At 36.0% G+C, this 16,101-nt stretch carries 14 protein-coding genes; 1 reads left to right on the forward strand and 13 read right to left on the reverse strand.

Annotated features, from left to right (window positions below; translation table 11 throughout):
• Positions 1–967: 967 nt before the first annotated feature.
• From U9K52_RS18795 to U9K52_RS18855, 13 genes are all read right to left on the reverse strand, one after another.
• Positions 968–1,651: a hypothetical protein gene (locus tag U9K52_RS18795; RefSeq protein WP_322927731.1), complete on the reverse strand. Its 684-nt coding sequence runs from the start codon at positions 1,649–1,651 to the stop codon at positions 968–970.
• Positions 1,652–1,654: 3 nt separating this feature from the next.
• Positions 1,655–2,521: a dTDP-4-dehydrorhamnose reductase gene (gene rfbD / locus U9K52_RS18800; RefSeq protein ID WP_248388721.1), complete on the reverse strand. Its 867-nt coding sequence runs from the start codon at positions 2,519–2,521 to the stop codon at positions 1,655–1,657.
• Positions 2,521–3,006, reverse strand: coding sequence for an acyl-CoA thioesterase (locus tag U9K52_RS18805; RefSeq protein ID WP_322927732.1), 486 nt, complete (start codon positions 3,004–3,006; stop codon positions 2,521–2,523). Before U9K52_RS18805 ends, rfbD begins: the two co-directional genes overlap by 1 nt.
• 69 nt (positions 3,007–3,075) lie before the next feature.
• Complete coding sequence (locus tag U9K52_RS18810) at positions 3,076–3,579, reverse strand: OmpH family outer membrane protein (protein ID WP_072884267.1); 504 nt, start codon at positions 3,577–3,579, stop codon at positions 3,076–3,078.
• 61 nt (positions 3,580–3,640) lie between these two features.
• Positions 3,641–4,186, reverse strand: coding sequence for an OmpH family outer membrane protein (locus tag U9K52_RS18815; RefSeq protein WP_072884471.1), 546 nt, complete (start codon positions 4,184–4,186; stop codon positions 3,641–3,643).
• A gap of 8 nt (positions 4,187–4,194) precedes the next feature.
• Positions 4,195–6,732 (reverse strand): outer membrane protein assembly factor BamA, encoded by a 2,538-nt coding sequence (gene bamA, locus U9K52_RS18820; RefSeq protein ID WP_248388725.1) that lies wholly within the window; start codon positions 6,730–6,732, stop codon positions 4,195–4,197.
• Between the two features lie 27 nt (positions 6,733–6,759).
• Positions 6,760–7,509 carry an isoprenyl transferase gene (locus U9K52_RS18825; RefSeq protein WP_322927733.1) on the reverse strand — a complete coding sequence of 250 codons (750 nt, stop codon included), beginning with the start codon at positions 7,507–7,509 and terminating at the stop codon, positions 6,760–6,762.
• A gap of 1 nt (position 7,510) precedes the next feature.
• Entirely contained in the window at positions 7,511–8,404 is an 894-nt protein-coding gene (locus U9K52_RS18830; RefSeq protein ID WP_248388729.1) for a DUF6089 family protein, read from the reverse strand.
• Positions 8,405–8,617: 213 nt separating this feature from the next.
• A complete protein-coding gene (locus U9K52_RS18835) occupies positions 8,618–11,113 on the reverse strand; it encodes an exopolysaccharide transport family protein (RefSeq protein WP_322927734.1) in 2,496 nt (831 codons plus the stop codon).
• A 4-nt stretch (positions 11,114–11,117) separates the two neighbouring features.
• Positions 11,118–11,987, reverse strand: coding sequence for a polysaccharide biosynthesis/export family protein (locus tag U9K52_RS18840; protein ID WP_322927735.1), 870 nt, complete (start codon positions 11,985–11,987; stop codon positions 11,118–11,120).
• 26 nt (positions 11,988–12,013) lie between these two features.
• On the reverse strand, positions 12,014–13,141 hold the full coding sequence (locus U9K52_RS18845; RefSeq protein WP_248388735.1) for a glycosyltransferase family 4 protein: 1,128 nt from the start codon (positions 13,139–13,141) through the stop codon (positions 12,014–12,016).
• Between the two features lie 90 nt (positions 13,142–13,231).
• Complete coding sequence (locus U9K52_RS18850) at positions 13,232–14,233, reverse strand: glycosyltransferase family 2 protein (RefSeq protein WP_322927736.1); 1,002 nt, start codon at positions 14,231–14,233, stop codon at positions 13,232–13,234.
• Between the two features lie 3 nt (positions 14,234–14,236).
• Entirely contained in the window at positions 14,237–15,307 is a 1,071-nt protein-coding gene (locus U9K52_RS18855) for a formimidoylglutamase (protein ID WP_248388739.1), read from the reverse strand.
• Between the two features lie 157 nt (positions 15,308–15,464).
• Between U9K52_RS18855 and U9K52_RS18860 the strand changes: the two genes are divergently transcribed.
• Complete coding sequence (locus U9K52_RS18860) at positions 15,465–16,055, forward strand: hypothetical protein (protein ID WP_322927738.1); 591 nt, start codon at positions 15,465–15,467, stop codon at positions 16,053–16,055.
• Positions 16,056–16,101 lie beyond the last annotated feature (46 nt).

The raw sequence follows: 16,101 nt of genomic DNA on the forward strand, positions 1-16,101 counted from the left end.
GTACAAATCTTTTTTATTCCTACAAGATTTTTTTAATTAAATTTTGTGAAAGTTTTTTTCATATCCCCTTATCAGAGCTTCTATTTTTTAAACCCCGAAAGGCCCCTCCTGCGCTACCTACTTCCTTGCGTTTTCAGTGGGGCAAAGATAACAACACTTTATCCTATATTCCAAATCTATTTAACATAAAATTTAAGTTTACGCAATTTTTATCCTTAACTCTCTGGTTGTATGCATGAATAATTTTAAGCCTATAAGGGGAGAAAGGAAGAAGGAAGAAGGAAGAAGGAAGATGGGAGGCTGCGAAGGAGAGAGTGGGTGGATCTATATATGTATATGGGTGTTGGATGTTGGATGCCCGTAAAAGGAGCAGGGGTTGGTCAAAGAGAAGAGAAGCTAACTTATAAGCTGGAAAAAGTAAAAAGTGAAAAGTGAGAGGTTAGAAGTGAGAAGTAAGAGATGGGGAGTAATGGATGAAGGACAGGCAGGATATAAGCGGATGTTCTAAGTTACCTACCGCAGTTTTGAATTATGAAGGTTGGAAATTTGAAAGGATGAACGTAAATCATAAATCCTAAACCAAAACTTAAAATTGAATATTCCATTTCTAAACTTTCACCTCTCACTTCTAACCTCTTACTTCTTACTTTTTACTTCCACCCCACCCTAGCCCGGATCGAGCGGCCTGTCTGAGCTCTTTCCTGTTGTATTGGTAGCGGCGGCTTTGCCGCCGCTACCAATACAACAGGAAAAGCGAGTAGCGAGAGCCGGATTAAGCTCTTGGAAATAAAGGGAAAGGTTGGAGTGTGTGTTTGTGTGAAATTGTGTTTGTGTGAGAGCGTGTGTGTATGTTTTAAGCAAGCTTGTGAATGAATGAGGTATTTATCTAAATTCGGCAAGCCCGTCTGAAACGTAGGAAACAGTTTTTAATTCAAGAAGATTATTGAAAATAAAAAAAGCAAAGTTTTCACTCTGCTTTTTGTTTATTATAAATAAGACTAAGAAATTCGGCATAAGATTTTTCGAGTCCTATAATATCACCGCTTTTTAAATTGAGGCCTCCGACTCCTGTTTCATCTGATTTTATTTTTGTTGCTGAAATCTGAAAAAACTGATTGATACTATTTTCTTTAGGCTGGAATTTTACGGCTGAGCCCAGAAGTTTTTTTGTTGAGATGGTATAAACTTCCCCCGGCGTGGTCTGGAATATTATATATGATCTTGGATGAATGTTATAATCAACTTTATTTACAGAAATCTTCTGATCTCTTTCCGAAGAGGCAAATACATATAAAAGTCCTGTCTGATTCAGTAATTTATCTTTCGGAAGATAATATAAAGCCAATCTGTAATTGGCAGGATTAACGCTTTGCCATGAGCCGTCAACATTTTCAAAAGGTTTTAAAGCGAAAGTATTGGCTCCGATTTCTTTTGCTTTTTTATAAATCAATGAAAAAATTTCGGCATCATTTTTCGAAAATCCCTGAACTTCGATTTCTCCGAGATATTCCGCATCTTTTTTTTCTTCATTAATTTTATATAAAAACCTATCCGTGTTATCGTGCGTTTTTTCAACTTTTGTTAAAAACACATTTTGCGCAAAGAACAACTGAGCTGCAAGAATAAAGGAGGCAAACAGTATTTTTTTCATTCTTTATAGATTATTATGCAGAATATCCAGACATTCTTCGAGACTATTCTCCCAATGTTTGGGTTCAATTTTATAAACTTCTTCTATTTTATCGAGACACATGGTACTTCTTTTCGGTCTTTTAGCCGGAGTAGGATATTGTTCGGTGCTTAATGCATTGAGCTTAACTGATGATTTTGAAAGCTCAGCTATTTTCTGTGCGAATTCAAACCAGGTTGTCTCCGGATAGTTTGAAAAATGAAAAATCCCATAACTTTTTTGGGGTGTTTCAATAATATTCATAATAGCTTCAGCAAGATCGTTGGCATTAGTCGGCTGTCCGAACTGATCTGCCACAATTCCTAATTCTTCTTTTTGCGAAAAGAGGTGAAGCATAGTTTTTACGAAATTCTTATTGAATTCTGAATAGAGCCATGATGTTCTAAGAATTATTGTTTTAGGGTTTGCTTCTAAAGCCAGTTCTTCTCCTTTTAATTTTGATTCTCCGTAAACGCCTATAGGATTGGTAAAGTCGTCTTCTGAATAACAAAGATTTGTTTCTCCGTCAAAAACATAATCTGTAGATACATGAATAAGTACAGTATTGTATTCTTTGCAGGCGTGTGCAAGATAAGCAACACCTTGTGCGTTTACGGCAAAAGCTTTTTCCTTTTCCTTTTCAGCAAGGTCAACCGCTGTAAAAGCTGATGCATTGATACAGAACTCCGGTTTGTTATCGTAAAAAAAAGAATTCACCTGATCTTCGTCTGTGATATCCAATATCTGAGAATCTGTAAAAACGAATTCATAATCCAGCTCAAAATCAGGAGCGATTTTTCTGATACAATTTCCTAACTGTCCGTTTCCTCCTACTACCAATATTTTTTTCATTATGAATTTTTTGCGTTCTGTGATCTTAAAAATTTAACTCTTGACCGAAACTCTTTCTGCTCTAAATCTACATAAAATTTATTGAACGTTTCCTTAATCTCTTCTGGATGTACTTCAGATTTTCTTGTTTTAACATTAAAATAAATTACTGTAACCCATAATACTGCATGAATGGTTTTCTCGTCCAGGCTTTTCATAAGAATTTCAACCTTTGCCGTTCTGTCCTGAACTTCTATGGTTTTGCTGCTGATGATCACTGAAGTATTGTACCGTACTTCTTTAATGTAAGCAATTTCGTTCTGAATGGCAATCCAGGTACAGCCTGTAAGCTTGGTATATTCTTCATAGGTAAAACCATAGAATGTTTCCACATGATCTTCCCTGGCATTGAACATATAGTCCAGATATTTAACGTTATTTAAATGACCAATCGGATCACAATCACTAAACCTCACCTTTACCGTGGTTGATACTTCTTTTTCCATGCTGCAAAAATAGAAAAACCACCCCGATGAGAGATGGTTTTTTATAAATGTTTTTGAATATCTGATAAATTATTGAACACCTAATTCTTTCTTTACGGCAGCCGTAGCGTCCGGACCTCCTTTGAATACGAAGGCAGAAGAGTTTGCATCCATGATATAATCGTATCCGTTTGCTTTAGCAACTTTGGAAACGGCATCATTCAGTTTTTTCTCGATTGGCTCATACGCAGCATCTTGTTTTGCAACAAAATCTTTTTGAGCTTTATCGTTCATATCCTGAATTTCTTGTTGCATTTTTGCCAATTCAGCCTCTCTTGCTTTGTTTTCTTCAGCTGTTTTCTTAGGAGCTTCCTCAGAATATTGCTTTAACTTAGCCTGTCCTGCATCCGCCTTTTTCTTGATTTCAGCTTGTTTTGTATCTAAGAAGGCTTTAAGATCAGTATCTGCTTTTTTCTTTTCAGGCATTGCATTAAGAATACCTATAACGTCTAAAGTTGCAATTTTTTGAGCTTTTGCCATACCTACCGATACAACCATCATTACCGCTGCAAATAATACACTTAATTTTTTCATAATTGGTAAATAAATAATTTAATTTGTTTTTAGATCTGTAAATTTAATAAAAGTTAAACTTTTATTTTCGGGTTTTAGTTTTTTCTTTTTTATCGGTATCTTTTAATAAAATATCAAGTACTTTATCTGAGTAATCGAATCTTTTTTGCAGGAACAGTACATTATTACTTGTTTTATCAATCACTATTCCTATTCCGTTTTTCTCGGCCATTGTCTTGATTGCGCCCCAGATCTGATCCTGAAACGGCTGAACAAGATTAGTCCTTAGCTTTTTAATCTCTCCCGTAGCTCCAAAGCGTAAACTTGTAGTGGTTTTGATATTTTTTTCCAAATCCATTACTTCTTTTTCTCTCAACTTCAGCTGATCTCCAATTAAAAGTACTTTCTCACTTTCAAAAGCAGATCTCTTACGTTCGTATTCCGACTGCAGGTTCTGAAGTTCGGACTGCCATGTATCAATCTGGGCGTTAAGTCTTGCTTCCGCTTCCTTATACTGAGGCATTTTATTCAGAATATACTCTGTATCAACAACACCCACTTTCTGTGCATTGCTTAAACTGAAAAGCAAAAATAAGAAGAATGAGAAAACAATTCTAAAATTTTTCATATGATGAATTATAAAGATTGGTTCATCAGGAAGTGGGTCTTCCATCCGGAAGGATCTGTTCCTGAAACTGTTTTATCGAATCCATAAGCGAAGTCGAACCCAATCAAGCCGAATGCTCCCATATAAACTCTCACCCCTACCCCAACTGATCTTTTCAACTGGAATGGATTATAGCTTCCCCATGAATTCCAAACGTTACCTCCTTCTGCGAACGTGAGTGCATAAATTTTTGCAGTCTGGTTCAATGAAATCGGATATCTTAATTCTAACGTAAATCTGTTATAAATAGTACCTCCACCTGTAGGGGTAATATCTTCAGAAGTTCCTCCGTAGGTAGAAGCATTTTCATATCCTCTTAACGGAATTAATTCTCTACCATCAAAACGGCCTCCGAAAAGTCCTGTACCCCCTACATAGAATCTTTCAAACGGCGGTGCACCAAGTTCTTTGTTATAACCGTCCATGAAGCCCATTTCAGCAGAAGATCTTAAGACCAGTTTCCCGGCAATTTCGTTATATACATCTGCTTTAAACTTCACTTTATAGAACTCCATCCATTTATACTTCTCTGTAGGACTAAGTGTAGAATAGTCTTTGTTACTGAACAATGAATACGGCGGTGTGAATTTCACCGAGAGGTCTAAATTAGATCCTACCGTAGGGAAAATGGGGTCAATACCGGCAGAGTTTCTACTTAGCCCGAGATTGATACTAAAGTTGTTCGCCGTACCATAATACTCTGTAGTTCCTCCGAAATCGAAAGGATAGTTCTTAAAATCGTATTTCTGAAACTGAATTCCGGTGTATAATGAGAAATAATCATCCGGCCACTTCAACAATCGGTTTAATCCAACTGAAGCGGAGAAAATATTCAGCTTCTGAGATGATCCGTAAACATCCGAGTATTTAACTCTTGAGTTATTGAGACTCACAGATAATGCAGTTGGCCTTGTTCCGAATAACCAGGGTTCTGTAAACCCGATACTGTAATTCTGGAAATATTGCCCTGCCTGTGCCTGAAGTGACAATGTTTGTCCGTCACCCTGTGGTACAGGTTTAAAATCTTTAAACTTGAGGAAGTTCTTCAAAGAGAAGTTGTTGAATGTCAACCCTAAAGTACCGATAAAGCTGTTACCACCGTAACCTGCCTGAAGCTGAACCTGGGAAGAACCTTTTTCAACAAGTTTCCAATTGATATCCACGGTGTTATCCTGTTGATTTGGCTGGATATCCTGGCCTACCTGCTGCGGATCAAAAAACTGCATTCCGGCAAGATCAAAATATGTTCTTTTGATATCACTTTTAGCAAAAAGATTTCCCGGCTTGGTTCTTAAAGCTCTTAAGATCACATGATCATGGGTCGTTGTATTTCCTTCCCAGGTTACTCTGTTCCAAGTAGCTTTTTCCCCTTCGTTGATACGAATTTCAAGATTGATCTTATCTCCGTTTACCGATTTTTCAACAGGCATAACATTTGAGAAAAGGTAACCGTTGTTCATGTAGACCGACTTAATATCAGAATCATCTTCTTTACCTCCGTCTTCACCAACTTTTTTGTTGAATCCTACTGCATCGTAAATATCACCTTTTTTATATCCCAAGAGTCTCTGTAAATAATCCGTAGAATAAACGGTATTTCCGGTAAATGTAATATCGCCGATATAATACTGTTTCCCTTCGTTAAGCTTTACATTGATCTCGTAATTATTTCTTTTGTTTCTCCAAACAGAATCTGAAAGAACTTTCGCATCTCTGTAACCCAATGAGTTGTAGTAACTGATGAGATTTTGCTTGTCTTCCTGATATTTTTCTTCAATGAATTTTGAAGATTTCAGAATCCCTCCGATTCCGAATCTTTTCTGCTTGGTTTCTTTAAATGCTTTTTTTCTAAGTTTTCTATCAGAAACCGCTGTATTTCCTTCAAACTCGATATGATCGATTTTGATTCTTTTGCCTTTATCTACATTGATTGTCCAGTCAACAAGATTAGGATCTCCCGCATTTACTTTGTCCTGAATGGTAATTTTTGCATCAGCGTATCCTTTTTTGATAAAATCTTTAGGAATATTAGTTTTAAGACTTGAAACCAAATTTTGGGTAATTTTGGTTCCCGGCTTCAGATTGTTGTCTTTAGCCATCTTTTCATTTTTGGATTTCCCGATACCTTTTCCTGTAAACTTCACCTCGCCCAGATCTTTAAGATCCTGAAGATAAAATTTAAGGATAATAGTTTCCCCTTCAATGCTCTGAACGTATACTTCAACTTCGGAAAAAGATTGTGTATCCCAAAGTTTTTTTACCGCGTTACTGATTTTCTGTCCCGGAATGTCTACCGTCTCACCTTTCGATAATCCTGTAAATCTAAGGATCTGAGCCGGTGTATATTTTTTAACCCCATCTACAACGATGTCTTTCAATGTGTATGTTCCTGTCTGGTTTCCTGCCTGTACAGAAGTATTTACCTGTGTGCTGTCCTGTGGCGTTACCTGTCCATAGAAATGTGCAGAAGCAACAAACATAATGATGGGTAATAGTCTAAACTTCATTTTATCGTAGTCTTTCTTTTCTTAATTTTACTGGATTTTTATTTGTTCCCCGGTCTTTCCGAACCTTCTTTCTTTGTTTTGATAATCAACAATACACTGAAAGAAAATATCTTTGGTAAAGTCCGGCCACAGAACATCTAAAAACTGCAGTTCTGCATAGGCGATCTGCCAAAGGAGGAAATTACTGATTCTGATTTCGCCACTGGTCCTTATCAGGAGATCAACAGGTGGAAAATCTTTGGTATAGAGATAGCTTTCAAATAATTTTTCATCAATATCCGCCGCATGTATCTTTCCTTCTTTTACATCTTCACTTATGTTTTTTACGGCATTCAGTATTTCATTTTGTGAGCCATAGCTTATGGCGAGTACCAAATTACCTTTTGTGTTTTCTTTTGTAAGTTCCACCACACGGTTCAGCTGATCTTTTACGAGTGGAGGAAGCTTTTCTAAATTACCAATCACATGCATTCTTAAGCCTTTGCTGAAAATCTCCTCTGCTTCGAGCAATAAAGTCTCTACAAGTAAATTCATCAATGTATTTACTTCTTCTGCAGGGCGGCTCCAGTTTTCCGAAGAAAAGGTATAAAGCGTTAAGTACGGAATATGTATTTCATTACATGCATTAATGGCATTTCTTACTGCATTAATGGCATTTCTGTGGCCAAATGTTCTTTCTTCGCCACGGGATTTTGCCCATCTTCCATTACCATCCATGATAACCGCAACATGCTTTGGTAAATTATCAGGATCTATTTTATCTTTTATCAACGACATATTAATCACAATAACACGGAGGTCTTCCGAACGAATAAGTCAAACCTAAACTTACCGTATTCATCCAGTCTTTAGATTTTGTATCTCCAACATTTCTACCTCCCGTAAAAGCAGCTTCCCTCTCTTTAGACACCACATAATAGGCATCTGTCTGAAGAAGAGAACCTCCTGTAACAGGGCTTAAGATATCTCCGTTATAAGTAGAGATTACATCTTTAGTGAGAATTTTGCTGTAATCAAGCTGATCCGTCAGAGTATATCTGAATGTTGCTTCAGCAAAAATGGCCCAGTTATAATTAAATTTATATTTCAAACCTACTCCAAAAGGAATATGCATGGTAGTTTTTGTTCCCGTAGAGTACTGAGCTGTAGTGGTAAAATCAAGCTCATTAATTGGAGCCTGCGCAACACCATCAGCATCTCTCCTGAAATCGTTAATGAGTGTAGCTTTAGGCGCATCAAACATTAACGCTCCCACCCCACCGAAAATATACGGGCTTACCATACCTTTCTGTTCATTATTTACCGGGAAGAAATTATATTCGAAAACAAGACTTGCCTCATACACATTGTTTTTCCCGAAAGAGTTTCTGTTTTGTCTGTACTCTTCTTTTGCAACTTTATCATTAAACTGAATCTGGTTGTATCCAAGATCTAATCTTACCGTTTGATGAGGATTAAAATTAAATCTATATAAAATCCCTCCATAAAACGGAACTCCCCAATCCGATGCTTTACTTAAATCCAATGGCTTTTGTAAAATATAATTCGTTCTCCCTATATCCCCAACTAGGTTACTCATACCTAGACGAACTCCCAGTTCGTTTCTTTGTGCTTTAACACTTACCACAGTTCCTAGGGCGGCAAGGAAGCTAAACAATAATTTTCTATTCATAAAAGAATATGGATTTATGGTTATTTTAAAATTTAATTTTTGCAAATATAAAACATTTTTATATTAATGATAATCTTAATGTTTAGTTAAAAATAAACAAAAAAACATAATTTGTTATAAAGTAAACGATAAAGTCGATAAATTATTCTTTTTTTATCAGATACTAAATTTCCGCTTCATGATAAACCCTCATTAAATGAGGGCTTAAAAGTATTATTTTTTATTGAATATTTCCCGTACTTTATTTCTAATTCTTATTAACAATGGTTCTTTGTAATTTTTATCTTCGTCAAAATAGCCGTAACCATAACCGTAGCCATAACCATAGCCGTAACCATAGCCATATCCCTGCTTCGTATTGTAGTCATTGTAAACGAGCCCGAGATTTCCTGTTTCTCCATTATGATACTTTTCAGTAATCATTTTGAGCATATATTTTTCGGTGTATTCGTGACGGACTACATAGATATTGGTATCAGAATATTTCATAAGTTCGTAAGAGTCTGCAACGAGACCCACCGGCGGTGAATCAATAATAATAAAGTCATAAAGACTTTTCAGGTCCTGAATAAATCGGATATTGCTTTCACCCATAAGCAATTCGGAAGGATTTGGAGGGATTGGTCCTGATGTAGCCACATCAAGATTGGGGATTTTTGTTTTATTAATGATCTGGCTCATTTCCACCTCCCCGGTAAGATAATTTGAAATTCCATATTTGTTATCAATTCTGAAATCCCCGAAGATTTTTGGTTTTCTGAGGTCCATTCCCAGAAGAATTGTTTTTTTATCGCTCAGCCCTAATACGGAAGCCAGATTGATGGAAACATATGTTTTCCCCTCACCACCGATGGATGATGTTACCAGAATTACTTTACTTCCGCGATCGCTTCCTGCTAAAAATCTCATATTGGCTCTGATTCCTCTGAATGCCTCTGAAACTGAAGATTTTGGCTGATCCAGAACGGTAAGCATTGTTTCATTGGTATTATTACCGATAACACCGAGAAGGGGAATTCTTGTGGCATTAAGTAATTCTTTAATATTTCTGATTCTATTGTCGAGCAATTCCCCTATTAGGATAAACAGCATCGGAAGTATCAGAAGTCCGCCTATAATTCCTGCTTTAACGACTTTTATATTCGGTGCTATCGGCGCCTGCCCTATATTTTTGGCCGGGTCTATCACACTGATATCGGACTGATTGCCCACTATCTTTAACTGGGTTTCGTTTTGTCTGCTCAGGAGACTGTTATAGGTTGCCTCAATCATGTTATACCCTCTTTCCGCATCCAGATATTTTCTTTCCTTTTCGGGATAAGTGGTAAGATCTGAATTGGCTTGCATTACTTCTCGGTTTATTTTAGCTATTTCTTCAAGATAATCTGAGTAATAATTACCCAAAACCCCATTTGAATTAGCTCTGGCGTCATTTATGAGTTTATTGATTTCAATCATTGGCTCGGAATTCGGCTTATAAATGCGGGCCATTTCGCGTCTTTTAAGGTATAAATCTTTAAGCTCAGAAATTGTTGCAGAAAAAACACCATCCTGAAATCCTGCCGCAGTTGTACTGATCATTTTCTCCAGGTTCTGGGAAGCAAGGGAATTTTTCATATGACGCAATGAACTTATTTTACTTTCAAGATCTGCTTTTTTAGACTCTAGTTCCTTAATCTTATTAAGAGATTTTTCATCTCTGTCTTTAATATCATAAAGCTTTTCGGTTGTCTTCATATAATTGAGGACATAGGCGCTTGAATCCAGTTTTTTTCTTACATTATCAAGATTTTCCTGTAAATAAGCGTTGGTATTTTTATCAACAATCAGCTTATCGGCCTGTCTTTTTTTCTGAAGCTCGCTTACGGATTTATTAAGAAAATTTACGGTTCCATTAAGGTTATACCCTCTTTTTGTAATAATCATAATGGTCCCGATTTCCTTATCAAAATCAACTCCGATGGTAGAAACAATATCCTGTACTGCATTATTTACCGTACTTAGCTTAACAATGATATTCTGCAGGTCAATTTTCTGTATAATGGGATTTTTCACCAGCCTGAATCTCAGATTGGGAGCTGTGAACCATTCTCCGATTTCAATGGTCCTGTTATCAGGTCTGTCATATGGATCAACTGTAGTAAATCCTTCCGTTTCATAACTGTACAAATTCCGGGAATGCCCGTCTTCCGGCAGAACAACCTCAAATTTATTATTACTTTTGGGGACCAATGTTATAGGGTAATCCATCTGCTGAAGATGTTTTTTATCCACTTCGAGCAGGATAGGCACATCATCTTTATCCAGATAGGTTGATTTGATAATACCTTTAGTAGAATAGTTTACATAAAGTTCCAATTCCTTTACCAGAAATTCATTGTGCGTTCTCGACAGCAGCATTTTTTTCAGATAAATACCATCCTGATTCCCTCCCTGTCCCCAAATAAAATTTATAGACTGGCTAGGAGTAAAGTAGCTGGATGTGTTATTTGATATACTTAATGATAGATTGGAAGCATAGATATTTTGCGCATAATATTTACTGTATACCCATGCCATACAGTACCCTATAAAGAGCATCAGTATAAACCAATACCAGTTTTTAATAATCCTGTTAAAAAAATGGGCAAGGTCAAACAATCCGAATGAACCATATTTTCCTTCCTGAGAATCATCTTTCTCAATTTTTGTCTCTTTTTCCGGGATCATAATATTAAAGATTTTTAAGAAGAAGATAGATGGACAATGCCGTTGTGAAAACCGAAACTCCTGTTGTTAAGGTCTGGATAGGATCTTTCCCGAGGCCATTCAGGCTTTTTGCTCTTGTGTTAAGGTATATTTCGTCTCCGTTCTGAACATAATAATAGGGTGAGTTCATAATATCTTCCCGGGTAAGATCAATTCTTGCAATCTTAATTCCTTCCGGAAGTTTTCGGTGGATAACGATATTCTTTTTATCGACATTTCTATTGAGTCCACCGTTCATTGCCAATGCTTCTGTAATATTAAGTGTATTTTTATGCGCTACTTTTTCACCGGTAAGACCTGTTGTTTCAATATCTCCCAGTATATAGTAGGTAATCCCGTCGGTATTCAGTCTTACTTCAGATTTTCCTTCCTGAAAGTTTTCATTAACTTTTGCCTGAATTTCGTCGGCTACATCTTCAATAGTTCTTCCTTCAGCTTTAATATAACCGATACCAAAGACGTTAATATCACCTTTTGAATCTACTTTTAATCCATTAAAATAAAAAACAGAATTCCCTCCGCTGGCTCTCGAATTTCCCTGATTGAATCCTGAACCCACCCCTGAAACTGATGATCCCTGTACTCCAACGGCTCCGGAAGTATTGAATGAGGAATAAAACTGGGCAGCATCACCTTTTGGAGTTGTAACAATATTAAGATTTAATATGTCATTTCTGGTAATTCTGTAAATGGGAATATTGTAGGGAATAAGCCCTTCCTCGTTAATCACCAGGCTTTCGTTCGGCTGCATATACCGGACATCCCTTGTCGTAATGCAGGAGACCATCAGGAAAGGCAGCATTATTAAAAATAAATACTTGTAATTCTTCATCATATTTTTGAAATTATTGTGAAACAGATCTAATTTCTAGTGTTTTTAATATTTCTCAGCGCATAAATGAAGTGAGGGATATATGCGCCCAAAAAACCTAAAAATATTATAATAAATAGCAAAAGATTAACATTGGTATGTCTCAGACAGTATGCTAAACCAACTACAAAAAGATAGTACAAAATGATATAACCGGACGATTTTCTGTGCGTAAGATTAAGTTTTAAAAGCCTGTGATGAATATGATTTTTATCCGCATCGAAAGGAGACTTTTTGTTAATTAATCTGATAATGATTACATTCAGCGTATCTATAATAGGCAGAATCAGGATAGCCACCGCAACTACCGGAGCAGACTGGAGATGGTACCTTGGAACATCGGGAAGCTTTTTATCAATAAAAATATCAATAAAGGAGATTGAAGTAAATGCCAGCAGAAACCCCAGCAGCATTGATCCCGTATCTCCCATAAAAATTTTGCCGGTTCTGCAATTGGATAAATTATAGTATAGAAAAGCCAGCACAGAGCCGATAATGATAACCGATAAAACGACCAACGGATAATTGTATGAACCTAATCTGTAATAACTGATTCCGAAAAGCGCACTGCACACCAAAGAATACCCTCCTGCAAGACCGTCAATTCCATCAATAAGATTAAAGGCATTAATAAGAATAATAAAGGTAACGATACTGAAGATCACACTTACAAAATAATTGATTTCATAAATCCCGAAAATTCCGAAGAGATTTCTTATCCTGATATCCGAACCAATCACAACAAGAGATGAAACAATAACCTGTGCAACAAGTTTCTTGTAAGCCCTCATGATGACAATATCGTCCATTACGCCTACATAAAGCAGGATAACCAATGAGGCAAAGAGAAATTTATAAAGATCAAAAAGTTCATAGGCAAAAATAGGCGCACAGATTCCGATGGAATAAAATATGGCAATCCCTCCCAGATTTGCAATTTTTCGCAAATGAGAACTTCTAATTCCCGGCTCATCCATCAGATTCTTTTTTCTGGAAATCTTGATAATGGTAGGAATTGAAAAAAATGTGATTAAAAAAGAGAATAAAAAACCAAGTCCTATTTTAATGTAAAATATGGGAAGACCCGATTGAGCTAAAAATAATTCAAAATTTTTCATTTTTTTTCATTTAAAAGCACTGTTCTACTCTGTGAGAATATCCGGAAAAGTTGTGTAAGCTTCCCCGAAACAGCACTTACATCTGTGTTTTTATATAAATTTTCTTATCAGTTTTTTCTGCCCTGCAAAAAATAAAAGATAAAATATGTTTTTTTTCAATGACAAAGATAATAGATAATTCTTACCAAAACGATTAAATTGCAATAAATTTTTAAGTTTTATATCCCTTTTATTCATAAAAAATTCAAGCTTTTCACACATTTTATAAAAAACCTCATCATTTTTTACAAAAGCAAGATATGCTATAAACGAATACACTCCTTCAAAAATCTGAAAGTTCTTAAGCTCGCCTACTTTATCCGAATATTTTGTTGTTTTAAAATATTCTTCCACCTCCTCTACTGCCCTTAAAATATCAAGTCCTTTTTCGGTGTGGGTTTTACTGATGGAATCGGTTCTTTCAAGATAATGGTAATGGAAATTCTGGGTCTGGGCTACCGTTGTACAATCCAGTAAAAGCTGGGGAATAAGCTGAATATCTTCAAAATGAACATTTTTTTTAAATCTTTTTTCATTAAAAAGACTTTTTTTAAACAGCTTATTGCAGGCAAAATAGCTGATATCGGAAAAAACGGAAAAATTATTTTCAAGATCAATTTTCTCCGGCATCTCAGGAACCTGAATCAGTTTTTGCCGGATGTTGCCGTGTTCATCTACTTTCAGGACATTGCAGATCACCATTTCTGCGCAATGCTTTTCGGCAAGCACGGTCATCTCTTCAAACATTACAGGGCTTACATAATCATCACTATCTACAAAGCCGATATAATCTCCGGTTGCTCTGTCGATTCCGAAGTTCCGGGCATCGCTGAGGCCACCGTTTTCTTTTTGAAAAGCTTTTATCCTGTCCGGATATCTTTGTGCATAATTCCGGATAATATCTTCAGAACAATCTGTACTTCCGTCATTTACTACCAGAATTTCCAGATTCTGATGACTCTGGGAAATTAAAGAATCAAGACATTTGGAAAGATATTTTTCAACATTGTAAACCGGAACAATAACAGAAACTTTTGAGGGAACATGTTTCATATATTAAATTTTCGTCAGTCGTGTGTTTAGCCAGCCTTTTTTAGCTTCATCAAAATCTTTACGGGAGCAGGGAACGCAGTTTTCTATATTTTCATCATCCCCGAAATACCAGAGATTGCTGAACGTATCCCGTTTGAAAGTATACTGCCGGTCATCAATCAGGACATAAAATATTTCATAATGTCTTTCTTTGGGATGAGATCTCTGAATATTAATCCCTTCAATGAGGTACCAGATCATTTGCGCAAGAAGCTGGTGGTTTAGTTGATTTTCCGAGTAAATATTATAATTAAAAATTCCCACGGATTTCAAATTTTCACTGAGTCCGATCTCTTTCATATACGCGCAGACCTCCCTTCTGTTTAGGCCGTTTACCTGAGGGTTCATGGAAAAAGGCTCACTGAAACTTTCAATGGCATCACAATTTACGGTTACCAGGTCCGCTTTCCTGAAAAACGGCTCTGTTTTCTCGGTAGAATTCATCATTTCGGCAAGGCGGATGATGTCAAATTCCACTTCTTTGATGAGTCTCACAGAATCAATTTCGTTCAGATGTTTCTGATAGCCGAGGTGATGATAATTGTTAATCGAAAAATTCTTTGCCCCAAAAATCTTGCTGAGGAAAGTATATTCGTTAATCATTTCTCCCTGCTGAAGGGAAATAATATTGCTTATCTGGGTATAATTGATATTCTTTGTATGAAAATTAAGCGCTGAAAAAAGGGAAAACGAAAAATCATTGGAACCTCCGATAATTACCGGAATAGCCCTTTTATAATGACATGCCGAAAGGACTTCCTGTAAGATATAATGGGAATCCTGAACCGATTTTCCGGAAACAAGATCACCGAGATCTACCACCGGAATTTCAAAATCAAGCTGTGAAAGTTTGTAAAACTCTCTTCGGATCCCGGTAAAATCCTGTACTTCTGCCTCTCCGCCGGCACCCCTGTAATCCGAAACAAAAAGAAGGACAATGCTGTCTTCTTTGATATCCTTCGTAATTCTGTGGCCAATCTGCCAGCTTTCTGTTTTGAAATTTCTTGGCGAAATAATAAAATCTTCAAAATTCATGATCCCTTTTCAATATATATTGAGATCAAAAATATTAAAATAAAATTATTCCCCAAGCATAAAAACAACAGCAGTTGTTTAAGTTTCTAGTAAAACTGAATTTAGGTTATTAATACCAATTTATCTTTTATATTTGAATGCAAATTTTTCAAGCAACATGACATTTAGAATTAAGATTATTCTCATTTTTTTATTCTCAACCATTCATATATTTTCTCAAAACAGAAGAGCAGATAAAGAAATTGACAAATTGAATTGTAAAAAAAACAACACCCTACATCCTGAAAAGCTACTGAAAATATTTCCTTATGGCATTTCAGAAAAGGTAATTCTTGTTTCTTACCAAAACCATATCCCCGGGATAATAGGAGAAGAACTTCAAAAACAGCTGGACAAATTTGCAGGCCAGAAAATTGATTCTGCTGAGCTGAGTCAGTTTAAAGAAATTAAAATTTTAGAAACTTCGAAAATCGTTAAACTTGCTGATATTATTTATAATTACGGATACAAAAGTAAACCTACAATTTATGAGGTAACAAAATGTTATTTCCCACAAAACGCAATCTTATTTATCGATAAAGAAGGAAAACTTTTCAGTTTTATAGAATTATGTTTTGGCTGCAGCCAATTTCGAACAAATATTGACAAAATAAATTTAGGTGATGAATGTTCCCAAAAATACGATATGATAAAAGAATTCTTTAAAGATAACAATATCTTATACGGAACCGTTGAAAATGCACTTTAATTCATGGTTCAGCTTTGCCTAAATTATCCAAGTAAAAATTACTTAT

This window comes from Chryseobacterium sp. MHB01 (assembly GCF_034651565.1).
Lineage (GTDB): Bacteria > Bacteroidota > Bacteroidia > Flavobacteriales > Weeksellaceae > Chryseobacterium > Chryseobacterium nepalense.